Source organism: Lentzea albidocapillata subsp. violacea (assembly GCF_900100275.1).
Lineage (GTDB): Bacteria > Actinomycetota > Actinomycetes > Mycobacteriales > Pseudonocardiaceae > Lentzea > Lentzea violacea.
The window spans coordinates 15849-37627 of sequence record NZ_FNET01000029.1 but is presented as its reverse complement, the minus strand read 5'-3'; the positions used below and the strand labels follow the sequence as shown (position 1 = coordinate 37627).

The 21779-nt window shown below is 65.7% G+C and carries 22 protein-coding genes; 15 read left to right on the top strand and 7 right to left on the bottom strand.

Annotated elements, in window-relative coordinates; all coding sequences use genetic code 11:
• Positions 1-340 precede the first annotated feature (340 nt).
• Positions 341-550: a hypothetical protein gene (locus BLR21_RS42040; RefSeq protein ID WP_143028052.1), complete on the top strand. Its 210-nt coding sequence runs from the start codon at positions 341-343 to the stop codon at positions 548-550.
• A gap of 281 nt (positions 551-831) precedes the next feature.
• Positions 832-1446: a hypothetical protein gene (locus BLR21_RS37695; protein ID WP_090014286.1), complete on the top strand. Its 615-nt coding sequence runs from the start codon at positions 832-834 to the stop codon at positions 1444-1446.
• On the opposite strand, the gene BLR21_RS37690 is transcribed toward BLR21_RS37695, so the two are convergent.
• The 4 genes from BLR21_RS37690 to BLR21_RS37675 form a co-directional block, all read right to left on the bottom strand.
• On the bottom strand, positions 1437-2624 hold the full coding sequence (locus BLR21_RS37690; RefSeq protein ID WP_090014284.1) for a hypothetical protein: 1188 nt from the start codon (positions 2622-2624) through the stop codon (positions 1437-1439). The two genes, BLR21_RS37695 and BLR21_RS37690, sit on opposite strands and share 10 nt — an antisense overlap.
• Positions 2617-3696, bottom strand: coding sequence for an XRE family transcriptional regulator (locus tag BLR21_RS37685; RefSeq protein WP_176929972.1), 1080 nt, complete (start codon positions 3694-3696; stop codon positions 2617-2619). The genes BLR21_RS37690 and BLR21_RS37685 overlap by 8 nt, the downstream gene beginning before the upstream one ends.
• A 207-nt stretch (positions 3697-3903) precedes the next feature.
• On the bottom strand, positions 3904-5670 hold the full coding sequence (locus tag BLR21_RS37680) for an ATP-dependent helicase (protein WP_176929971.1): 1767 nt from the start codon (positions 5668-5670) through the stop codon (positions 3904-3906).
• The gene (locus BLR21_RS37675; protein WP_218131085.1) at positions 5670-7376 is read right to left on the bottom strand and encodes an ATP-dependent nuclease; all 1707 of its coding nucleotides are present in this window, start codon (positions 7374-7376) and stop codon (positions 5670-5672) included. The genes BLR21_RS37680 and BLR21_RS37675 overlap by 1 nt, the downstream gene beginning before the upstream one ends.
• 1193 nt (positions 7377-8569) lie before the next feature.
• On the opposite strand from BLR21_RS37675, the gene BLR21_RS37670 reads away from it, so the two are divergent.
• From BLR21_RS37670 to BLR21_RS37655, 4 genes are all read left to right on the top strand, one after another.
• Positions 8570-8809 (top strand): hypothetical protein, encoded by a 240-nt coding sequence (locus BLR21_RS37670; RefSeq protein WP_090014278.1) that lies wholly within the window; start codon positions 8570-8572, stop codon positions 8807-8809.
• Positions 8806-9396 (top strand): hypothetical protein, encoded by a 591-nt coding sequence (locus tag BLR21_RS37665; RefSeq protein WP_090014275.1) that lies wholly within the window; start codon positions 8806-8808, stop codon positions 9394-9396. The genes BLR21_RS37670 and BLR21_RS37665 overlap by 4 nt, the downstream gene beginning before the upstream one ends.
• Complete coding sequence (locus tag BLR21_RS37660; RefSeq protein WP_090014273.1) at positions 9393-11618, top strand: UvrD-helicase domain-containing protein; 2226 nt, start codon at positions 9393-9395, stop codon at positions 11616-11618. The genes BLR21_RS37665 and BLR21_RS37660 overlap by 4 nt, the downstream gene beginning before the upstream one ends.
• 133 nt (positions 11619-11751) lie before the next feature.
• Complete coding sequence (locus BLR21_RS37655) at positions 11752-12924, top strand: site-specific integrase (RefSeq protein ID WP_090014271.1); 1173 nt, start codon at positions 11752-11754, stop codon at positions 12922-12924.
• A 386-nt stretch (positions 12925-13310) separates the two neighbouring features.
• Here BLR21_RS37655 and BLR21_RS37650 read toward each other — a convergent pair whose 3' ends face one another.
• The 3 genes from BLR21_RS37650 to BLR21_RS37640 all read right to left on the bottom strand — a co-directional run bounded on the left by BLR21_RS37650 (position 13311) and on the right by BLR21_RS37640 (position 15381).
• Positions 13311-13544 (bottom strand): hypothetical protein, encoded by a 234-nt coding sequence (locus tag BLR21_RS37650; RefSeq protein WP_256335191.1) that lies wholly within the window; start codon positions 13542-13544, stop codon positions 13311-13313.
• 300 nt (positions 13545-13844) lie between these two features.
• Complete coding sequence (locus BLR21_RS37645; RefSeq protein WP_176929970.1) at positions 13845-14516, bottom strand: HAD-IA family hydrolase; 672 nt, start codon at positions 14514-14516, stop codon at positions 13845-13847.
• The gene (locus BLR21_RS37640) at positions 14509-15381 is read right to left on the bottom strand and encodes a GntR family transcriptional regulator (RefSeq protein ID WP_090014372.1); all 873 of its coding nucleotides are present in this window, start codon (positions 15379-15381) and stop codon (positions 14509-14511) included. The genes BLR21_RS37645 and BLR21_RS37640 overlap by 8 nt, the downstream gene beginning before the upstream one ends.
• A gap of 137 nt (positions 15382-15518) precedes the next feature.
• Between BLR21_RS37640 and BLR21_RS37635 the strand changes: the two genes are divergently transcribed.
• From BLR21_RS37635 to BLR21_RS37595, 9 genes are all read left to right on the top strand, one after another.
• A complete protein-coding gene (locus BLR21_RS37635; protein WP_090014265.1) occupies positions 15519-15764 on the top strand; it encodes a hypothetical protein in 246 nt (81 codons plus the stop codon).
• Entirely contained in the window at positions 15764-16078 is a 315-nt protein-coding gene (locus BLR21_RS37630; protein WP_143028051.1) for a hypothetical protein, read from the top strand. The genes BLR21_RS37635 and BLR21_RS37630 overlap by 1 nt, the downstream gene beginning before the upstream one ends.
• A gap of 88 nt (positions 16079-16166) precedes the next feature.
• A complete protein-coding gene (locus BLR21_RS37625) occupies positions 16167-16619 on the top strand; it encodes a RapZ C-terminal domain-containing protein (RefSeq protein ID WP_218131084.1) in 453 nt (150 codons plus the stop codon).
• On the top strand, positions 16616-16840 hold the full coding sequence (locus BLR21_RS37620; RefSeq protein ID WP_090014261.1) for a hypothetical protein: 225 nt from the start codon (positions 16616-16618) through the stop codon (positions 16838-16840). Before BLR21_RS37625 ends, BLR21_RS37620 begins: the two co-directional genes overlap by 4 nt.
• Entirely contained in the window at positions 16837-17160 is a 324-nt protein-coding gene (locus tag BLR21_RS37615) for a hypothetical protein (RefSeq protein ID WP_090014260.1), read from the top strand. Before BLR21_RS37620 ends, BLR21_RS37615 begins: the two co-directional genes overlap by 4 nt.
• Positions 17157-17999 (top strand): DUF2637 domain-containing protein, encoded by an 843-nt coding sequence (locus BLR21_RS37610; RefSeq protein ID WP_090014258.1) that lies wholly within the window; start codon positions 17157-17159, stop codon positions 17997-17999. The genes BLR21_RS37615 and BLR21_RS37610 overlap by 4 nt, the downstream gene beginning before the upstream one ends.
• Positions 17996-20194: an FtsK/SpoIIIE domain-containing protein gene (locus BLR21_RS37605; protein ID WP_090014256.1), complete on the top strand. Its 2199-nt coding sequence runs from the start codon at positions 17996-17998 to the stop codon at positions 20192-20194. The genes BLR21_RS37610 and BLR21_RS37605 overlap by 4 nt, the downstream gene beginning before the upstream one ends.
• Positions 20195-20479: 285 nt before the next feature.
• Complete coding sequence (locus BLR21_RS37600; protein WP_090014253.1) at positions 20480-21031, top strand: DUF2742 domain-containing protein; 552 nt, start codon at positions 20480-20482, stop codon at positions 21029-21031.
• Positions 21032-21090: 59 nt separating this feature from the next.
• Positions 21091-21765 carry a DNA cytosine methyltransferase gene (locus BLR21_RS37595; protein ID WP_256335194.1) on the top strand — a complete coding sequence of 225 codons (675 nt, stop codon included), beginning with the start codon at positions 21091-21093 and terminating at the stop codon, positions 21763-21765.
• Positions 21766-21779 lie beyond the last annotated feature (14 nt).

The following is a 21779-nucleotide window of genomic DNA, read 5'->3' as shown; positions in this document are numbered from 1 at the left end:
AGGGTCGAAACACCAGGTACTAGCGTGTCCACCATCGCCATCACCGGAGCTTCGACCGCGAGCGGGTACCGGCCACTCCGCGACTCGAGTCCTGGTTCGCACCACGCGGGTTCGGCGACTTCGACTCGGAGTGCCGTCACCGGTTCATTCCTTGGCAGTGTTCAAACATGGCCACACCATGATCTCGTGCGTGAGCGCCTGTTCGTTTCAGGCCACCAGTAACGTCTTGCCGTCATCGACGCGATCAAACGTCTGCAGAAGCGTGACGGCGCACGGCCATATGACTAAGTCACGCGAACGCGACAGCGATCTCCGTGCACGAAGCAGCAGGGTAGGAATCATGAGCCGCCTCATGAACGACATCCGCAGCGCTGCACGACGCGGCGACCTGCCCGCACGATTCCGGCCCGCAGACGTCCGCGCAGCGTGCCCCGGCTGGGCCGAGCAGACCTACGGGGTGTTCCTGCCGAAGCACCGTCGAGGCAATCCCGGTGGGTACACCGCGTACTTCGAACGCCATGAAGATGGCACCTACAGCCTCATCAATTAGCTATGTCCGGCAGATCGTCGCGCTGAGCGCGGTCACCCAAGCCGAGCCCAGGCTCCGAGCGGCGCTGTGGGGAGTGTCCGGACGATCCGATCGCGACTGGCATCCGGCGAGTGCGCCTGACGACGTATTGCAACTCTCGCCGAACGGGTGTTCGATTGCAGCGTGCGGCCCAGGTCATCGAGTATTCCGTCCCCTGAGCGGGCGAGGCCAGAGCCGGTAGGGAAGGATCACGCCGTGCGAACCGCCCCCCACCTCCCTTACGCCGCATCGAGCCGGTCGCGATGACATCTCCGCTGGCGAACACGGTGCAGGTGAAATCGGGCACGGCACTCAACCTGCAGGACGCGCATTCGGCGCGGGTGCGGATCTTCGGGACTACCGCGACAATCGTCCATCGCCGTGACGAGGCCGAGCACGAGCGGCGGCGGCGCGCCGGCTTGGCGGACATCAACTCGACGGAGCTGCTCGACGTACTGCTGGACCTCCCCCACGAGATCGCGGTACCTAGGCCGTCGCTGAGCCCAGCAGTTCTTCGCGTACTTCTCCGCGCCCCCGCTGGCATCGTGCAGATCGACAGTGCCTCGGTCACCCGCCTGGCGTCGCCAGCCGTCACACCGGTTCTCGCGGTGGTGTACGCGTCGAAATGGCGTGACGGTCTGGAACGCGCTTCAGAGTTCGCGTCCTACCTCCCGCGGATGTTCGTCGTGCCGGAAGCGCCCTCGAACTCGGAGGAAGCGCTGGCCGAGGCGTCCTGGTACGGCGTCGGCGTGGCGGTTGGTCCGCAGGCGGCACCGACGATGGTGCTCGAACCGGAGCCGCTGGCTGACTGGCAACCCACGACCGGGTGGTGGTGGTTCTGCGAGCAGGTCTACCGGCACACGGTCGATCAGGTCTGATCGGTCAGCCACAACGGCAGGTTCGCCCACACCTTGAGCGGCTCCTGAGGTTTGATCGGCTTCGCGCGCCGGAGCTGCTTGGTGAACATCTCGTGGTAGCCGACCGCGTTGCGGCAGATGTTCTGCCAGTACTGCGCGCGCAGGCGCATTGTTGGCGCGGCGAGCATGTCGGCGGCGTACTGCGACCACGTGGCCACCGCATGCGCCATCGCCTCGTTCGAGTCGGTCCTCCGCTGGAAGCGGGACAACCGTCGCCCACCGCACACCGCACAGGGACACATCGGCACCAGGTTCTGCCGGGCACCGAAGATCTTCATGAGCTTGCTGCCCTTCCACCAGCACATCAGCTCCGGGATCAGCACGCTCGGCGAGGGATCGAGCACGATCGCCTTCGACGGATTCGGCGGCTCGACAGTGTGGCGAACCGCGCCGCCAGTGCCGATCGCCCCCGCGAACGCCCCGTGCGCCACAAGATCGAACGCGTTGAAGTCGGTCCGCATGGGAAAGAGCTCGACCGAGGCCGCGAGCATCCGCAGGTTCTGGATGATCCGGTTCGCCGCCTGCTTCAGCGGGTCCAGCTGCTTGCCCAGCACCAGACCGATCGGGCACCCCACGTCGGCGAGAATCGTCGTCACCTGGCGGATGTGCCTGCGGTCGAGTAACGAGACATCAAGCGGTGCCGCGAAAATGACGTCGTTGCGCCCCAGTTCCTTCACCTGGCGGGCCGCCGCCCTCAGTGAGTCGGTGTCACCCGCCTGCACGAACTTGGTCGGCGTGATCGCCGCGCTGGCCCCGGCCATCAGCTGCTGGTTGAGCATGTCTTCCAGCGTCATAGGCAGCAGCTGGTCCTCAGGTGACCAGAACGGCGCGTCGGGAGTGGCGAGGTGCTTCTCGTAGGCGGCCGGGTCCACGAGCACAATGCCGTTGTAGCCCGAGTCTTCGAGCAACCTCATGCGGCCGTTTGTGTTTGCGCCCGCGAGGACGAATCCGCTGCGGGCCAAGCTCACGTGCGGCTCGATGTTCGGCACCTGGTTCGGGCGCGCGTAGACCAACATGCGGTTGTGCAGAACGCCGACGCTGCCGGCGGGACGTTGTGGCGAGGGGCGGTCAGCGAGTTGCGCCAGTGCTCCCCGTGCGTCATCGCTCGGCGAGGTGCTGACGCCTTCCAGATCAGTCATCGAGAACCCCCAGAAGCTGATCGCCCAGCATCGCGCGCAACTTGGCGGCTGTCGTACCGGCCAGGGCCGCAGCGGCCTCGACTCCACCTGCGGCGTCGACCGCAGCCCTCAGCAAGGTGGGTACAGCCGTCGCGACCTCGGGCGGCAGAGGCTCGGGTTCTGCCGTCTTCCAGCCCAGGGCGGACATCTGCGTGTTGAGCGTGCGGTAGCGCGAGTCCGTGACCACGCCGAGGTCGAGAGCTCGCCGCAGCAGTGCCGCAGCGGAGATCCGCCACCGTGCCTTGAGCTGCAGGAGCCGTGCCGGGGTGATCGGAGCAGCCTGGAGGTCGGGTCGCACCTGTGCGGCTGGAGCGAGGAACTCGCTCGCGAAGGCCTGCGCCATCTCCTCGGCGCCGAGATCGAGCGCGGGCGCACACGCGATGTGTCCCAGCTCGTGCGCCTGCGTGAACCGCTGGCGGTCCGCCGGAGCATCGGTGTTGATCACGAACACCGGGGCCTCGCCGGGCGGGTGCAGGCTGGTCGCATCCACCTCTCGCCCTCCCAGCGACATCGGCACCACCAGCGCGCCGACCCGTTCCGCCACCTCGGTCACGGATTCGATCGGCCCCTCCGGGAGTTCGAGCTCACGACGGAGCGCTCGAGCCACATCCTCAGGGCCATCCAGACCCCCAACCTGCATCGGCACAAGATTGAACTCCCGCAAGGTCACGGTAGAGCCAGCCGCAAGCCTGCGCAGGAAAAGACGTAGCAGGTTGACCTGCGCGTGCAGCGTGCGCAGCGTCGAGGCCTTCGTCGACTTGCGGTTGCGGTGGTAGACGCACCCGTCGCCGAGTGACCACAGCTTCCCCTCGCCGGCCAGGAAGTCCGGGGTCACCTCCAGCACCGCACTGAACAGCTCAAGACGGTCGGCGGAGACCGACAGGGAGCCTTTTTCCACCCTGGAGACGTAGCCTTGGCTGATCTCGGGATCAGCCTTGGACAGGCGGGTCAGCTCTTCGGCGAGCTGTCTCTGGGTCCATCCGAGTGCTTCACGCGCGGCGACCAGGAGCTCGGGGTTGCCGTCTCCGGCCACAAGGTGAGCCGTCATTCCAGGAAAGATACGTAGAAATATTCCGTCTGTCCACAGGCTGTTACGAGCGGATGGAGGCCACGGCACGCCGAAGCATCGAACACGCGGTGGCTGAGCATGGCGGCACCTCACCCCCCGTGTAGCGGCGCTGCACATCACAAACGACACCTGCCGCCCGCTCGAACGACGCCGCGTTTCACGACCATGCCGTTAGCGGTGCAGCAGGCCGATCTCGTAGAGGAACCGACTCGGCTCAGCGGGCTTTGCCCGCCCGGCGGAGGTGGCCACCGAACGCGAGTAGAAAATCTTCACGGTGCTGCGCGCACGCGTGACCGAGACGTAGAACTTCCTGCGATCCTCTTCAAGCTTGGCCGGATCGTTGGCCGAATTCCAGTAGGGCATCAGCCCCTCGTCCGCGCCGAGGAGCAATACGACCTCGAACTCCAGCCCCTTGCTGGACGACATGGTCGTGACGTTCACCCGGTCGCGCCTCATAGCCCGGCTGGCCAGATCCACGACAGTCGCGTCCGCCAACGCTCCGAGTTCCACCGCGTGCTGCATCCGGTCCAGCGCATTGGCGTTGTCGGACTGGGCCGGGCGTGCCATGGCTCGACGCAGCCCCATGCCGAGGAGGTCCGCGAGCATCCTGCGGGCGTAGGTGACGGGTTTGTCGCGGTAACCGACCAACAGCTCGGTCAACCGCACGTCCGTGTCGCGTGTCCACGTCGGACCGAGCAACCTCCGCCATCGCCGGTGGATGGCGCCGAGCCGGTGGCCACTATGCTCACGCCCGAGCATGGCCCACGCCGCACACGACTCGACGAACAACGTGACCGGAGCACGCGGGTACTCGACTCCTGGCACGGCAACGGCCAGGCCGGCACCGCGGAGCACCTCCGCGACCTCGCGGCACTGAGCGTTCAGCGAACAGATCACCGCGATCTCGTGTAGCGGCACCCCGCGCCTGTGCGCCAGTCCGACCGCAGCAGCAGCTTGGCGGCACTGCTCGGTGAAGCCCGCAGGGCAGAAGACAGCCAGCACCTCGCCGCCACCGCGGACGGCCGTAACCTTCCGCCCGACGCGCTCGACCCGCGTCGACGCTCGGATGATCTCCTCGCCGCACCGGTAGTTGTGCTCCAGGTGCACGGTGCTCACACCGGGAAGCGAGCTCAGTTCGCTGATCAGCTCCGGCCGCGCGCCGTTCCAGCTGAAGATCGCCTGCCCTGGGTCCCCGACGGCTAGTAGCTCGACGTCCGAGTCGGGTCGAAGACAGAGGGCTCGCACCAGCCGATCGAGCCCCGGCGCGAGGTCCTGGTACTCGTCAACGTACAGGCGACGATATCGCGCCGAGAGCACCCGCCGCACAACCTCGTGCTGTTCGACGAGATCCACGGCGACAGCCACCGCCCCCTCGAAGTCAATCAGACCGTCACCGCGCAGCAACGACTCGTAGCTCGAGCAGGCCTCCAGAAGTCCTTCTCCACCACGGTTCCACTCCTCCACAGTGGACAGACGACGCCTGTGGAACTCGATCTGCTTGCGCTTCTCCTTCCAGTTGCACGACGATCCGAACCGCGAGCCGATTGCAATCCGGTAGATCTCCTCCTGCTGCTCGTCGCTCGCGATCGACGCCTTGACCAGCTCGGGGTTGCCGAGCAGGGCCGCAAAAGGGCCGATGATCCGGTTGATGGCGAAGCTGTGCACCGTTCCCACGAAGAGCGACGGCCGCGCGGAGACCCCCAACGACGCCAAGCGCCTGCGCAGCTCCTCGGCCGCGGCCGTGGTGTAGGTGATGCATGCCGCGCCATGAGGTTCGGGAATCCTGTTGAACAGGTCGTAGGCAAGACAGGTGACCAACAGCTTGGTCTTGCCGCTGCCCGGCGGGGCATGGACGATGCAATGGCCTTGCCGGTTCAGCACTTGCCACTGGCGTTCGTTCGCCGACAGCTCCCTGATCGACTGGGTCAGCGGGCCCATCATCCCGCCAGGTATCTCAAGGCACTGTGGACATAGTCCGGCGGCCAGATCTGTTGTGACGCAAGACGCTGAGCGAACCGTCCCTTGCCACCCGCCTTGTCGATCGTGGTCAGATAGGTGCCGATCTCGGGCCACTGCGAAACCCATGTCTCCATGGTGGTCCGCACCCGATCTGCGCTCAGCTCCCAGAGTGTGCTGAAACAAGGGTTGGCATTGCTGGGGTGCGCGTTCAGTAGGTCGTATTCGAAAGTGGACATTCCGACAAAGATGCCGTGCTCCCCCGGATCTCCATTCAAGGACAACGCGGCGAGCAGGCGACCGGCACGTGCCGGTCCCGCGTCGCCGTCGCCATCCGTAATCACGGCCCACCGGATGCCGAGTGCCTCGCAGAACCGGGCGTACGACGTGAAGTGCGTGCCGTGCACGACACAAACGGTAATGCCGAGCTTGTCGAGGTCCATCCCCACGGCCGCGGCCATCGATGGCAGCAAGGCCTGCTCGGCATACCCCTCAACGAGCAGAACACGACGCGCGAACACCAGTTCCGCCCTGGTGGCGTCTAGGTATCGGGCGATGTCGTCCCACTCGGCGTTGGTCAGCGCCGCGTCGCTGGCTGCGGCCGCTTCCGTTCTCCCGCCCGCATCACGAAGCACCACCAGGCTGCGAGGGGAAGCGACGCTGGCAATGTGGGGTGAATGCGTAGTCACGAGAATCGAACGGTTCGTGCGGTGATCAGCCAGCAGCCGCCGGAACGCGAGCCGCTGCATGTGGGGATGCAGATGCGCTTCCGGCTCCTCGATCGCCATCACCACGTGCGCAATGTCTTGCTCCGCAAGGCGTTCCTCCAGCCCGAGCTCGAGCAGCGCGAGGTACAGCACGTTCAGAGTGCCGAGGCTCGTCGTGCTCAGATGCCGGTGCGCGGCGCCGTCGACGAACAGCTTCATGGTGCGGATCAGTCTCAGCGGATCTTCTGCCGCCACAGCTAGTTCGGTCTCCAGCGCCTGATTCGCACCGAGGATCTCCATCATGCGGTCGCTGATGCTCGTGCCGACCCGTTTGATCTCCGCCAGGTCGTTGAGCTGCGCGTTCGCCTCTCTCATCGCCGAGCGTACGCGGCTGAGATCGTCGTCGCCGATGGCCTTGGCCGCAGCCGTCAGCAGAACTCGCAACGGGGAGCGCCGCCACGTGGAGAGGTCCGCGTCCACGTCGCGCAGCGCACGGAGAAACACGAAGTACAGGTAGCCCCGCAGATCGGCGTCGATCTGGTTCTCTTCGTCCTCGCCTCCGAAGATGGTCCACCTGTATTTGACCTTCGCTCCCGGCCCGGCGACACCGGTGTCCAGCGGTGCGAACCGGTAGGTCAGTCGCGCACGGAGCGGATCCGACTGCACCAACGCATCGCTCAATGTGCTCAACACGGTGTTGTCGTCCTCGAAGTCGGCCAGATCCACGGAGATCTCGATGACCTCGCGCGCATCCATGGGATCCCAGTTGTCGCTGCCGTCCGACAGACCGTCCCAGAAGTCCTCTCGCCCAAGGTGTCGGTCGGACGGTGACAGTGTGGGATCCAGAACGAGCCGCAACGCGTACAACAGATTGCTCTTGCCCGCGCGGTTCTCACCAACGATGACAGTGCCCGGCTGGATCGCCACGCACAGGTCCGCGAGGTTCCGGAAGTTGGTCACCCGGATGCACTCGATACGCACCGACTTTCTCCAAACACTATGAGCTGCGAAGAGACAGCACCGCATGTTCGTGGCGCTTTCACGCCGCGCCCCGTGGAATTTCTCGCCGTTCGGCCAGCCAGTGTTACAAGCAACCGAGGCTGAACTCCGCTCCTCACGACGAAATTGGTCCAGACAATCAAGCCACCCCGATCTCACGCCGAACAACGACGCTGCCCCTTCGACATCGAACAACCTCAACCCACCAGGGGAGGAGCATCCTACCTGTTACCCCAGGTCAGATCACCTAGCTCAATCTGAAGCCGATCTCGCTCGACGCCCTCGCAGCCCCATAGTCAGTCCATTGTCCAGTTATTGACATGTTTTTAGCCGCCTCTCCCTGTTATCTTTCAATCCCCTTGGGTGAAGATCCCCAGCGGCCTCAATTGACCTCGAGAAACAAGAAGCAATCCGTGTACGAGAACTACCTCCCCTTACTCGACTGCATGGCGGGAGGACCCCGCTCGCCCTCAACGGTGTTCCCGAGGGACTGGCCGTCGTCACCGTTCCAGTGCGGAGGCAAGGCGAAACCCACGTACCCCGAGACACCCGGCGACGGACCCGGACCTCGCAGGCCGACGTGCACACGACCGCGAGGACCTCGCTCTTCGCCCCACCAGACGGAATGTCCACAAGAGACCCCGCCTGGGTGCTCGACCAGCCGATGCGCCGATGGTCCGCGATGGTCAGGAAGTTCGGCTCGCGCGCGGAGTACCTCGCCGAGCTGCGTCCACGCCGGAACCGATGTAGTGCGCGCCGAAGACGAGGCCCCGGCTGAACTCGAGGACTTCCCCGATCAACGCTGTACGCGAATGCCGCGGACCAGAGGTAGCCCGAGGCTCGTGTTGCAGTCCTCAGCGAGCGCGGACGCCCAGCGCCGCCGTGATGCTGACCGAGCCGTCGCCACTCGTCCAGCTGTGGTTTGCGCTGGGGGTACGGATGCTCAGCGCTGCGAGCTGGTGCAGCGAAACGCCATGAACAACAACGCATGAACGACCCGTCAGCTTCTCAGCGATGTCCTGGGAGGCTCGTCGCTCGCGCTGTAGCCCTGCGTAACGGTCGGCCACCCTCAAACGAAATGGGCGATGTGCGGAACACGGACCAGCAAGTGACGCCGTGCCGCCCAAGCTGACACCACGATCAGCGGCCGGCATCTCCGACCGCCGGAGGACCAGATGACCGTCTCGTTCGCGGAGTACCAGGACACCAGCGTCGTCGACCCGCTCAGGCAGGGTGACGTGCTCGAAGCCGCCGATCCCGCAGCATCGCTCTGGCAAAGGCACCTCGTCGTGCTCACAGCCGACTGTGACCTGGCGCGGGCGAAGCATCACGGGCGCGTGACGTGCGTTCCGGTGCTCACCGAGCATGAGTACCTGCTGGAAATGCAGATCCCGGCCTTCGCGACAAGGCCATGAACAAGTTTGTCGACGAACTGCGCAAGGCGCTTCCGCCCGCGGCCCCGAAGATAACCGATGAGCGGCTCAGAGCATGGCCCTGCGAAGAAGAACCCGATGAGATCGTCACGGCGCTCGGGCTGAGCGGCCGGCGCGCAGACAACGTCAAGGCTGCTTGCGAGTCCATCCGCCTGCTTAGCCGGAAGGCGGAGACGCTGGACGACGCGGTCAAGCTCCTGATCGATTCGCAAGTCGGTGCCCCCAACCCGCAGAAGCGGGACAAGATCGTTGACGGGATCGTCAACAAGTTCAGAAACGCCTACTCGAACCCTCCGGGGGACGCGTTGTTCCTCTCGTCGATCGCTCCCCGCAACAGCCTCGGATACTTCGCCTATCTACGTCACCTGGAACAGGTTCCGGAGACCGAGATCGCGCTCGGCCCGGACAGGAGCGCGTCACGGTATCGGCGCATCTCCCGCCTCCAGGACCGGTACACCCACGCGTTGGCGGAGCGGTTCGCGCACGTGTTCATGGCGATCGGTCTCCCCTCGGCGTACGAGGACGTGCGAGACCTCCACTCCGAGTACCTGGGGGCGATGTACAAGTGAAGCCGCTCGTCACAACGGTGGAAGCGCTCAAAGAACTGGCCACGGGGTTGTCACCTGAGGCCATCCCTTCGTCTCCGCGGATATTCGAGCATTCCGGGGACGCTGCCGATGTCCTGCTGAGCGTGGACGACAAGTCCGACGAGCAGCGGATCATCGTGCTGCGGAGTTCGGACACAAGAGACCGCATCACGCCTGACAGGATCACGGATCTGACGACCGACGTGCTCAGCCGAGCGGCGTCGTTCGCCGAGCGCGCTCGCACCACAGGGTCGCTGACACTGCCCCGCAGTTGGCACCAGTACAAGCACAACAACCTGGTCGCCTTCTTCACAACCCCGCGTGACAACCCCGAAGCACGGCGGTGGATCGCGGAACTGCTGCCGGGCGAGCCCCCCGATATCGTCCTCTGGGGCATGACGTCGTCCGACCGGACAACGACGCTAGAGCAGTTCGAGTCGGGCAAGCCCGCCCTTCCGCTTGGCTGGGAAAAGGACTGGGACGCGGCTGTCACAGCTTGCGCCGAACGGGTCGAGCAAGCTAAGCGCATTCGGCCGGCCGATGTCGAGATCGAGCTGACGCCCCTGGAGCAGTCAACGACGAAAGGCTGGTCGTACGACCAGTGGATGGGGAAGATCTCCGACGATCAACGCTCCTTCGTGGAAGCTCCGGCTACCAAGTCCATCCGGCTACGTGGACCGGCGGGTTCCGGCAAGACGCTGGCTCTCACACTCAAGGCGATGAGAGAAGTCCTGAGCGCAAGGGAAGCGGGTGGCGAACCGCGTGTTCTGATGGTGACCCACAGCTGGTCGCTGGCCACAGAGATCGCCGACTCGCTCGACTCCATGGGCATGGGGCTACTGCAGGAGATCGACGTCTTCCCATTGCTCGAGATCGCGACCACCATCTCGCCGCAATATGCCAAGGACGACTCCGGGTTCAGCCTGGCTGGCGACGACAGCTTCAGCGGCAAGAGGGCTCAGCTGGACGAGATCCTGGAGGTGTTGAGCGACTTCGTCGCCGGTGACTGGATCACCTACCGCGCAGGCGTCACTGAAAGCCTGCGCGCCAGGTTCGACTCCTCGGACGAGGACGATCGCAACGCGTTGGCCTGGGATCTTCTTGTGGAGTTCGGATCCGTCATCGGCGCCGCCGCGATCTTCCCCGGCGCCGGCGCGGAGTCGAAGTACTTCCAGCAGGCGAGGGCGACGTGGATGCTGCCGTTGCAGAGCCGGAACGATATGCGAGTCGTCTTCGCCGTCTACACCAAGTACATGGAGAGCCTCGAAGCACGGTCGACGCTGACGTCAGACCAGGTGCTGGCCGACCTGCTGAGCCACCTGGAGACACACGCGTGGAACCGAGCCCGCAAGACCCAGGGCTACGACCTGATCTTCGTGGACGAGTTCCACATGTTCAGCCCACTGGAACGGCAGGTGCTCCACTACCTATCGCGAGACGTCAGCGTCTACCCGCGGGTGTTCATGGCGGTCGATCCTCGCCAGTCTCCGTCCGAGGCGTTCATTGGCTTCGCGGCCGATGACACCCGATCTTCCTCGTCCTCGTTCGAGGAAGAGATCGGCGACGTCACCAACCTCGAATTGACCACGGTGCACCGGTTCACGCCCCAGATCCTGGAATTAATCAAGCACGTCCACCACGAGTTCCCTACGCTAGACCTCGGCAAAGACTGGCAGATCAACATCAACGGGGTGGAGTCCGCGCGGGAACCAGGACCTCTCCCTCTCCTCAACGTCGGCGCCACACGTGCCGCCGAGGAGAACGACATCGTCAAGGCGATGCATAGCCTGTACTCCCGCGGCCGCATCGCACTCGCCGTCGTGGACAACCGGCAGTGGAACCGCTTCAGCGAGCTCGCGTCCCGTCTCAGCACGTCGGGGAGGTTCCACGTCTCGACGATCACCGGGAGGTCTGACGTCGAAGGGTTCCGCTATCGCAAACGGGGCCTCGTCGTCGGCCCCGCCGAGTACCTGGCGGGCCTTCAGTTCGACGCCGTCCTGGTCGCGGGCGTCCCGGACATGGAGCCCACCAGAACCACCCCGAGCGAGCGCACTCGGCTCCTCTCCCTGTTGTACCTCGCACTCAGCCGTGCCGAACTGGAGGCGCGCGTCTATGTAAACGAGGACGACGGCGGAATCGCCGAGGTGCTGAGCAGAGCGGTCACCAATGGTCTCATGAAGCAGGAGCGCGGCAGCCTGGCTTGACATGGTCACAAGTGACATCGGGCAGACCAGCAACGATGCGGCCTGTGGTCGCATGGTGGTCGCATCCGGCCCATGCTCCGGTCCTGCGCTGCTCACCAGGAGCAGACAAGCAACGAGACCGGAGGAACCCGTCATGAAGAACCCGAACCGTGGCCGCGTCTACCGCCGTTGTGCCTGCCGCGGCGCCGACGGTCGGCAGTTCGGCGCCCGCTGCCCGAAGCTGACCAACCGCAAGCACGGAACCTGGACCTACGCAGTCGACCTACCTACGCTCGACGGCAAGCGGCGGACACGACGCCGCAGCGGATTCGTGTCCAAGGCGGATGCTCAGGCGGCGCTGAGCAGGGTCCTGGAGTACGAACGGACCGGCATCGTCATCGACGATCGGCAGACGGTCGCCGACTATCTTGCGAGTTGGTTGCGTGCCAAGGCATTGACGCTGAAGCCGACCACGATGGCGAACTACCACGCGTACGTCCACAAAGACCTGATCCCGCACATCGGATTGATCAGACTTGAAGATCTATCCCACCAGCACGTCGTGCTCTATGTCCGCAACCAACTGGAAGCCGGCCGCGGACATACCACCCTGCGCCGCTGCCTCGCTACACTGTCCAGCGCGCTGGGCGACGCCGTACGGCAGCACCGCCTGCCATACAACGCGGCCAAGTACGTGTCTGTCACCCGACCTACAAAGTACGAGCCGGTGTGCTGGTCGCCCGCCGAGGCTGCGAAATTCCTCAAGTACTGCGCTGACCACAACGACCCGTTGACCAACCTCTTCGAATTGATCATCGGCACCGGCATGCGCAAAGGCGAGGCGCTCGCTCTGCATTGGGCCGACGTCCACTTCGATGAGCACGTGCTCTTCGTCCGCCAGACGTTGTCCAACGTCAACAACTCCACGCCGGTTTTCACGACCCCTAAGACCAAGAGCAGCCTCGCTTGGGTCGGGCTCTCCGACAGGGTGGCCGCCGCGCTTCAGAACCAAGCGGAGCGCCAACCCGACCGCGCGCTGGTGTTCACCCGACGCGGAGGACAACCACTACGCCCGGAATACGTCCTACATCGGTTCCATCGGCTCACTGAGCAGGCAGGACTGCCCAGGATCCGCGTCCACGACCTGCGTCACTTCGCCGCGACCACGATGCTCAGCTCGCAGGTTCCGCTGGCCATGGCGTCCAAGACGCTGCGCCATTCGACCTTGTCGACGACGACAGAGATCTACGGTCACCTGCTTCGGCATGTCGCTCTCGATGCGGTGAAGGCGATTGAGACGGCCCTGAAAGAGGCTGAAGCGGCGTAGCGCGACCACTTTGCGATCACAATCGGGCAAAAACGACACCAGCGGGCTTACCTCAAAAGGTAAACCCGCTGGTCATTGGCCGTCGGGACGACAGGATTTGAACCTGCGACCCCTTGACCCCCAGGCACTTTGCAGCGTTGATCGTCCAGCATGGACAGATCCGCTGACCTGCATCGCTTGTGCGCCAACGTCCGTAGACGTCCACCGCAATACGGGGCGATTGTCACTCAGATAGTCACTCAGTCACTCACCCGCATTGTCCACTATGGACAGCCCCTGAGCGGCACTGAGCGGACTTCGTGGGTACCAACCACACGGGCCGTTGCGCGACAGCGCGCCTACGGCCGTCTCAGGGCGTGTTGTGCGCCAATCTCCCGAGCTCAGACCTATCCGGGCTGGTTGCCGCGCAACAGTTCCAAGATGGCGTCCAGCTTGTCTCCATGCTCCGCCTGGGTCGCCGCGATCTCGTTCAGCCGGTTGCCCTGCCGCTTCTGCGTGGCGTCGATCGTCGCCAGCAGCTCATAGATCGACTGGACGTCGTTGTCGAGCTGCCGAACCTTGCGCTCGATCTCCACCGGACTCGCCATGAGGGCAGAGCCTACCGGTTCGACGGTCAGCAAGGGCAGCACGCTAGCCGGCAACCAGCGCTCGACTGAGCAGCGCCGGACTCCCCCGCCGCTCCCTGTTTCCAGAAGTCCGTAACTTCCGTAACTGCCGTAACCATGCAGGTCAGACGGTTACGGCTAGGTCGCCGGTTACGGACGTCTGCCGCAACCGCATCCACGGGTCTACGCAAGCTATCCGTAACCCATGAGTCAGCCGTAACCGCCTGACCAGCGCGGTTACGGCAGTTACGGACGTTACGGACTTAAGAGGAACCCTCTCCAAGAGCGCCGACCGCACGCACTCCCAGACCAATCTCAGCGTGTGACCAGCAGAGCGTCCATGCTGCCAATCACTACTGCGGCACCCGCGTTTTCTAGGTCGGTACGTCGCCTAGCCGTCGTGGCATATCCGATCGGCCGCACGTCCGCGACAAGACACGCCTCTATGTCTGTGACCGTGTCGCCGACAAGCAAAGCCGCCTCAGGCTTGATACCCAGGGCATTAGCGGCCCGAATCAGGGAGTCCGGGTTTGGCTTCATGCGCTTTGGGTCAGCGTAGGGCCGCCCCGCGACGAAGTCGACGAACGAAGTCAGACGGTGGGTTCTGAGATACTTCTCGATCGCCGGAGCAGAGTTGTTGCTCACGATCGCCGTGCATTGACCACGCCGCTGCGCCGCCTCAATCGCGGCATGTGCGAATGGTGCTGGTGCGGCGCTCTCAACCGCGACATTTTCCGCTGCACACAGCACATCATCGATGGGCGACACCAGGTGAGGACAGTTCCAATCGGTCCACCGAAGCACCTCCATCGGATCCGTTTCTTCCGCAATCTCCGATGGCAGGACGCCCACCTCAGCACTGAGCACCTTGAGCATGTCCGCTGCCACATTCGGAGCTGGATAGCCAGAGAAGACACTGCAAATCGGACCATCGAAGTCAAAGAAGACTGCCTCGACGGCGCGTAGCAAGCCATCGAGACTAGTCACGTGCATACTCCCGAGAGATGGTGTTCCAGAGAGAATCAAACCAGGTACGAGCCTGCATCACATACTCAGCCGCAGTAGATGTGTCATCCTCCGCGCTGATCGAGTATTGAAACAGGGTCGCATCTTTCCCCATCGGGTCAAAGATGGAAACAGCCTCACCATCAATAGTCACATCGTGCTGCACTACCGGATAGAACCCAAAGAACGCTTCCTCATTGTTCAAGATATACAGCTTGAACAGCGGAGCCGCTCCGTGAATACGGACCTGAGCAGTGGCCGACTTAACCAATCCCAGATCAGCAAGTTCCTCTACGTCATCCACGATGCTTTCAATTGCGCGCCTCGTGATTCTACCTTGACGCTTCCGGATGGCAGGGTCATCAGATGCCGTATCAGCTCGGCACGGCAAAGCCATTGGTACGGCCATGTCGGAAACCATGATCCGCACGGCAATCGATTCGGGAGTCAGTCGCCCCGCCCGAACCTTGTCGAGCACTTCGGACAGAGTATTCCGTAGCGTCTCGGCGCCGAAGCCCGCGAAATCAATCGCGACGTGAGCGCTCTCGAACGCCGCCTCTACATGTGGCCGAAGACCAACAGGCCGCTCCGTCTGAGCACGAACAAACGTCCCGCTCCCCTGCCTGCTGATAATTAGGCGCTCGTTCGTCAGCACGCGTAGCGCCGCCTTTACCGTCTCTCGCGCTACTCCGTACCGGCTCGCAAGCTCCGGCTGAGAGGGGAGCTTCTCCCCCGGCTGGAGCTTCCGCGTAAGGATCGCGGCGCGCAGCTTGTTCGCAATCTGCTGCGACTCTGTGCGCGGATCGTCCGGGTCTAGGTCCGTCAGATGCTGCAACGCGTCGGTCATGCGGCCCAGCATACAGCCCCTGACTAGCCAAGACAGTCTTTCTCCAGCCAACCGCTTGACATGACTAGCCAGGTAGGCCAAGCTCATCCACATCGCACCGCCTGACTAGCCAGGTGAGCCAAGCTGGAGGAGTCTCAATGCTCAACCCCCATGACCTCAGGGAGTTCAGCCCGGACGGGCTGGACGAAGCGTCGATTGACGCCCTGATCAGCGAAGTTGCGGACGAGTTGGCGGAGTTGCCGCCGGCCACGTCCGCGCTGCTCGACGGCACCGCGCGGAAGCGCCGCAACCGCCGCGTGATCGAGCGGACGTTGGGCAGCACGGTGCGCGTGCTGCACGTCTACGGCCACATGTCCGCGACCGCCAGGACGGAGGCCGCGTGATGCTCACTCGAACTCTGACCGCGTGCGTGATCGCAGTCACCGCCGCGCTCTCAGCGTGCAAGCCCGTGCAGACCGCGCCGACCGAGTCGGCTGAGCCGTGGGTGGTGCTCTCGGTGACCTACTCCGGTCCGCGCGGCGAGAACCAGCCCGGTGGCAAGGGGCAGCACGCCGTCGTGTGCGTCGCGGCGAGCGATCTCGCTCGCCACGACAGCGAGCGCGGTGAGCACATCGAGATCTTGATCCCTGCCGAGCACGCCTACGACTACGACCAGGGCACGCCGTGCCCGAAGGGTCCGATCCACTCGCGTTTCTGATTGCCCCGAACCTGCGGCCGATTCCGGCAAGAAGACACCGCAGGTCCGGGTCTCCAGCACCCATCAGATGAGTCAGGAGACCATCAGCATGTCCGACAAGACCACGCCCCCTCAAACCGGCCTGTCGGCCGTGGGCGACGTCGAGATCATCACGTTCGGCTACCTGCACCTGGACGGTGGCCCCACCCCAGAGGCAGACGCCACGTTCGACGTGCGCCGCTACCTCAGTGACCCCGCCGCCGTGCGGGACACCGGGTTGCTCGACTGCGACGGCCGCGACGACGAGGTTCGCCGTGTCGTGCTCGACACCTGGGGAGCGCCGGAGACGATCGACACCGCGCTCGACTTCGTTCTCGCCTTCCCTGCCGAGCACCGGTGCGTCATCGCGTTCGGTTGCGCGGGTGGTCGTCACCGCTCCGTCGCGCTGGCCGAGATCGCCGCTGCTGACCTGCGGACGATGGAGTACCGCGTGACCGTGCGGCACCTGCACGTCCACCTCCCCCGCGTGATCGGCGACGAGTCGACGGGCGGTGTGCGATGAGCCACCAGACCCGCCGGACGTTGCGGGAGATGACCGTCCCGGCCGCGATCGCCTACGTGCTGCTGACCGTGTTGACCCTGCTGGCCCGTGTGGTCTGCCTGGTCGCCGCGCTGGTCGCCGAGGTCGCGGAGCGCCTGGCCGACGCCGGGTCCACCGCGTGCGCCGTTGCCCGTGGCCCGGTGCTCGTCACCACGGCCGGCCGCGCCGGAGGTGCGGCATGAACGTCGATCAGCTGACGCCGTGGCTCGTCGCGGGCGGCCTCGTCGCCCTGCTCGTCCTCTGGATGGTCGTCCGTGGCGCTCGTCGCCGCGCTGCCAAGGCCACGAAGGTGGTGACCCGCATGGGCGGTAACGCCGGTCGGGCACTGGTGGCCACGCTCGTCATCGGCGGACTCCAGTGGTTCCTGTTGACCCACAACAGCGACCCGCGCATGTGGGCCGCCGTCCTCGGTGTGCCCGCGCTGTTCTCCGCCGCGCAGTTCGTGCAGATGTTCACCAGCACCCACCACGTCCACTCGAAGTCGAAGGGCGGTCGGCGATGACCACGAGCACGAACGGCACCGTGACCACGCTGCCCACCATCACGTTGGACGAGTTCGACCAGCCGGCCGCCGACATGGGCGTGCAGGCCGCCGAGGTGACCGAACCGGCGGACGTCCAGGAGCAGGCCCGGCAGGCCTACCGGGACAGCGTGGCCGCCGACCAGCCGCTGAGCGGCAAAGCGCTCGGGGAGATGTTCGAGCGTGGCGAGCGGTGGGGACGCGACCGCATCGCGGAGGCCAAGAAGGGCACGGGTAACACCGTCACGGCGCGGCCGGCCACGGCCCGCAAGCCCAAGGCACCGACCGTGAAGGCGACCGCCGTCCCGAGCGTGAAGACGGAAGCCGCGGCGCCCGTCGCGGAGCGCAAGCCCGCTCCCCGCACGCCGGACGTGGCGGCTCCCGCGCCCGTGGTCACGCCGTCCGGTGGTCGGCTGGTGTCGTGGGTGGGGTTCGTGTTCGGCAGCATCATGTCCGTCGCTGCGAACGTGCTCCACACGTGGCTTCCGGCCGCGACGATGCCGGAGGGCTGGACGCCTGGCATCGCTTCTCAGATCGGTGCGGCGGTGTGGCCGATCGGGTTGCTGTTGTCGGTCGAGGTGCTGTCCCGTGTCGCGTGGCAGTCCGGTTTCTGGTGGAACCTGGCGCGCTACGGCGGTGCCGGAACGGTCGCGCTCGGGTCTGCCGTCATCTCCTATGGGCACCTGCGGGACCTGCTTGCCGCGTGGGGCTACGGGGTTCTGGCGGCACACGTCGGCCCGCTCGTCCTGGACGGCCTGATGGTCATCTCCGGTTTCGCTCTGCTCGCCATGAGCATGCGCACGAAGGGAGCGGCGGCATGAGCACCACCACGGCAACCGGCCCCACGCCGGACAACGGCGACGAGCGGCACGCCACCGTCCTTCCCTTCCCCAGTGCCGCCAACACGACAGCGACCGACACGCCCGGCACGGCAGTGGAACCGGTCGGCACGGTCATCGACGGCGAACTCGTCGACGAGGACGGCACCGGCAACCTTCCGGCACTGCGGCAGCGCGCCGGAGAGCTGATGCCGCACGGACGCCAGGTGACGGCAGTCGCGGCAACGGCAGGGATGACGGCGGCACGCGCCGCATACAAGGTGTGGCGTGGACACGGCACCTGGTTCGCTCGCCTGTTGCAGGCGGCAACGTTCGCCCACTACAAGGAGCGCATCAATGCCGCCCGCGCTCAGGGCGACGTCGCGGCACTGGCGGAGTGGCAGGACCGGCTCAAGGACGCCAAGGCCACACGGCGGCAGCGCATCATGGAGGCGCCGCGCACCATCGTTGCCGGTGTCGTTGCCGCTCTGCTGGTCGTGGTGATCCTGGCGGCACTGCTGTTCCTCATCGGCGTGACGGTGTGGCTGTGGGACGGCGGCTGGACGTGGGACGAGTGGTGGAGCTTCGTTGCCGGTACCGGCAACGTGCTCGGCATCGCGTTCATGGTGGCGTTGCAGGTGTCGGTGTTCGCGGTGCCGGTGGCGTGGCTGGTCGCGGCATACCGTGCCGGTTCCAACGCCGCGACCATGCCGGGGTGGGCGATGACGGCGGCACAGCGGCAGGAGACCAACGTGGTCGTCACCCCGGCAGGGATCGGCGCGGCACTGGCACACCTCGGCATCCCCGCGCTGAACCGGGCCATCAAGGACGGGTGGACGGTGGAGTTCGCCACCCCGCCGGTGCGGGTCAACAATCGCGGCTACCAGGCGGTGTTCTCCCTGCCGCTCGGTGTCACCACGGAGATGCTCGCCGACAAGCGGGAAGTGTTGGCGCGCAACCTGCACCGCGACACGATCGAGGTGTGGCCGACCGGTGCCGAGCGCGCCGGCTACGTGGACCTGTGGGTGTCGGACCCCGGTTCGGGTCGCAAGCCCGCGCCCGCCTACCCGCTGCTGGACTCCGGTGTGGTGGACGTGTTCGAGGCCGTGCCGTTCGGTGTCTCGCAGCGCGGCGACGTGATCGCGCCGCCGCTGGTCGAGGCCAACATGGTGTTCGGTGGCCTGCCCGGTCAAGGCAAGTCCAACGCGGTGCGCGTGGTCATGCTCGGTGCCGCGCTCGATCCGCTGGCCGAGTTGCGGGTGTTCGTGTTCGCCAACAACGGCGACTTCGACGCCTACCAGCCGCGCCTGGCGCAGTACGAGCGCGGCACCGGCCCCGAGGTGGCCGAAGCGGCGTTGGACGCGCTGCGGGAGCTGTACGCCGAGGTGGACCGTCGTGAGGCGCGGCTCGCGGAGCTGGGCGTCAAGAAGGTCACGCGGGCGCTGGCCGAGAAGTACCCCGACCTGCGGCCGGTCGTCGCCGGGTTCAGTGAGTGCCACGAGCTGTTCGGCCACCCGGAGTTCGGCAAGGAGGCCGGTGAGGTGGCGGTCAACGTGGTCAAGCGTGGCCGCAAGACCGGCGTGATCCTGGCGTTCGACACGCAGTCCTCGCGTGCTGCGGCGATCCCGCCCGCGCTGGTGGAGAACGTGGCGGTCAACGTGTGCTTCTACGTCAAGACCTGGCGCAACAACGACGGGTTCCTCGGTGACGGCTCGTTCGCGTCCGGCGTCCGCGCCACGGAGCTTCGGTACAAGGTGGACCGGGGCACGGCGGTCACGACAGGCACCACGGACGAGACGTTCGAGTTGCTGAAGTGGTTCTACATCGAGGCTGACGACAGCGGCTACGACGCGGCGGCCGAGGTCATCGCGCGTGCCATGCAGAAGGTGCACCCGGCGGTGCCGGTCGGCAGCCCGAAGCGCGAGGTGAGCGAGCCCGTGATGCGGGACCTGTTGGAGGACTTGGCCGAGGTGCTCGGCTACGACACGGTCAACGTCGCCGACGTGCCCGCGCTGCTGGCCAAGCACGCACCCGACTGGGCGCCGTACCGCAAGCTCACCGGCAAGCAACTGCGCGCTGAGCTGGCCGGCCTGGGGGTCAAGGTGCCGTCCACGGGCAACCGCTACCCCGTCGACCCGGTCACGATCCGTGAGGCTTTGGCCAAGCGCGCCACGGCCGACCTGGACGACGAGAACTAGCCTCACGACGGGGTGAGTTAGGCCGATGCGCTACCCGGCCGGCCACGCGAAACGACGCTCTGACGAGGTCACGCGACACCGCCTAACTCACCTCACCTGCTAACTCTTCGCAGCTCAACATCATGATCGGCCGGACCTCACCGCCCGGTTAGGAAGCTAACCCGGTTTGACGGACCTAACCCGGCTCGATCACCCCTCCGCTTGCCACCGGCCGACCGGCCTCCCGCTGGTCGCCTTCCCTCCGCACGCCCGTGTTCGACTACAGAACGTGACAGGAGACAGGTCATGACCACCGACCGTCGCCCGCTCTGCGACCCGAACGCCGTCCGACTCTGGGCCGCTCCGCTGCTCACCCGCGCCAACGCCACCGGGATCATCCCGCCCGCCGGAAGCCGGACGTGGTGCGCGCTGCCCGACACCGACCCGCGCAAGGCCGCCGCCGTGGTGCTCGCCGCGCTCACCAGGTTGCAGGAGAACACCCCGAACGCGATCAGCGCCCGCCTGGCCGCACAACACGACGAGACCGAACGCGTCTGCCGGGAACGCACTCGCAGCGCCTCGCACGACATGTCCGCCGCGCAGGCCTGGGGCAGCGCGATCGGCCCCACCTATCGGGAGTTGGCGCGTCGCCGGCTGCTCCGAAGCTCGATCCCGTGTGGACACACCGGTTGCCGGGTGCTGGTGGAGTTCGTCCACCCGTTGCCCGACGAGTTGGCCGCGCGTCTGCCGGACCTCTCGTCGGTGCGCTGCCCCGAGCACCTGCACCCCGCCGTGCCAAAGCCGTTGGCGCTGCACGGTTCCACGCCTGCGGTGACGCGGTTGGGGGTGGCGGCGTGAACGTGCTCGGACTGTTCGAGGGCATCGGCGGCTTGTCGCTCGGTTTGGAACGCGCCGGAATGGCCGTCGTCGGCCAGGTGGAGATCAACCCGTTCTGCCAACAGGTGTTGGCCAAGCACTGGCCGGAGGTTCCCCGTCATGACGACGTCCGCACCGCAGTCCAGTGGTGGCGCTCCCAGCGACGACCAGCCGTTGATGTTGTCGCTGGAGGTTTCCCCTGTCAGCCCGTATCGGACTCGGGTCTCAAACTGGCGCAGCAAGACGAACGCTGGCTCTGGCCGGCCATGTTCGACGTCATCGCCGCGCTCCGACCGACCTGGGTCGTCGCCGAGAACGTGCCCGGTCTGCACCGGCGAGGCCTTGCCGATGTTCTCCGTGACCTCCGACGAGCCGGGTACCGAGCCCGTGCCGGACTGGTCTCAGCTTGTGCGGTGGGTGCGCCACACGCACGTGAGCGCATGTTCGTTCTGGCCCACGCCGAAAGCGAAGGACGCTGTCCGTGGCGGCATGACCGAGGAAGCGATCTACCGCAGCATGGCCACCAGCCGCACAGCGGTGGACCTGGGGGACGCGGTGGGTGGCCCGCCGAACCCGACGTGGATCGAGTGGCTCATGGGGTTCCCGACGGGGTGGACCGACGTCGCGCACTCGGAAACGCCGTCGTCCCCGCCGTCGCAGAGCACATCGGCCGACTGATCACCGCCGGAGCCATCGCCGAGAGGAACGCAGCATGACCGCCGCACTGAGG

Coding starts and splice junctions, on each gene's coding strand:
- BLR21_RS42040 (WP_143028052.1), top strand. CDS start 341: ATGAGCCGCCTCATGAACGACATCCGCAGCGCTGCACGACGCGGCGAC.
- BLR21_RS37695 (WP_090014286.1), top strand. CDS start 832: ATGACATCTCCGCTGGCGAACACGGTGCAGGTGAAATCGGGCACGGCA.
- BLR21_RS37690 (WP_090014284.1), bottom strand. CDS start 2,624: ATGACTGATCTGGAAGGCGTCAGCACCTCGCCGAGCGATGACGCACGG.
- BLR21_RS37680 (WP_176929971.1), bottom strand. CDS start 5,670: ATGGGCCCGCTGACCCAGTCGATCAGGGAGCTGTCGGCGAACGAACGC.
- BLR21_RS37670 (WP_090014278.1), top strand. CDS start 8,570: ATGACCGTCTCGTTCGCGGAGTACCAGGACACCAGCGTCGTCGACCCG.
- BLR21_RS37665 (WP_090014275.1), top strand. CDS start 8,806: ATGAACAAGTTTGTCGACGAACTGCGCAAGGCGCTTCCGCCCGCGGCC.
- BLR21_RS37655 (WP_090014271.1), top strand. CDS start 11,752: ATGAAGAACCCGAACCGTGGCCGCGTCTACCGCCGTTGTGCCTGCCGC.
- BLR21_RS37640 (WP_090014372.1), bottom strand. CDS start 15,381: ATGACCGACGCGTTGCAGCATCTGACGGACCTAGACCCGGACGATCCG.
- BLR21_RS37635 (WP_090014265.1), top strand. CDS start 15,519: ATGCTCAACCCCCATGACCTCAGGGAGTTCAGCCCGGACGGGCTGGAC.
- BLR21_RS37630 (WP_143028051.1), top strand. CDS start 15,764: ATGCTCACTCGAACTCTGACCGCGTGCGTGATCGCAGTCACCGCCGCG.
- BLR21_RS37625 (WP_218131084.1), top strand. CDS start 16,167: ATGTCCGACAAGACCACGCCCCCTCAAACCGGCCTGTCGGCCGTGGGC.
- BLR21_RS37620 (WP_090014261.1), top strand. CDS start 16,616: ATGAGCCACCAGACCCGCCGGACGTTGCGGGAGATGACCGTCCCGGCC.
- BLR21_RS37615 (WP_090014260.1), top strand. CDS start 16,837: ATGAACGTCGATCAGCTGACGCCGTGGCTCGTCGCGGGCGGCCTCGTC.
- BLR21_RS37610 (WP_090014258.1), top strand. CDS start 17,157: ATGACCACGAGCACGAACGGCACCGTGACCACGCTGCCCACCATCACG.
- BLR21_RS37605 (WP_090014256.1), top strand. CDS start 17,996: ATGAGCACCACCACGGCAACCGGCCCCACGCCGGACAACGGCGACGAG.
- BLR21_RS37600 (WP_090014253.1), top strand. CDS start 20,480: ATGACCACCGACCGTCGCCCGCTCTGCGACCCGAACGCCGTCCGACTC.
- BLR21_RS37595 (WP_256335194.1), top strand. CDS start 21,091: ATGGCCGTCGTCGGCCAGGTGGAGATCAACCCGTTCTGCCAACAGGTG.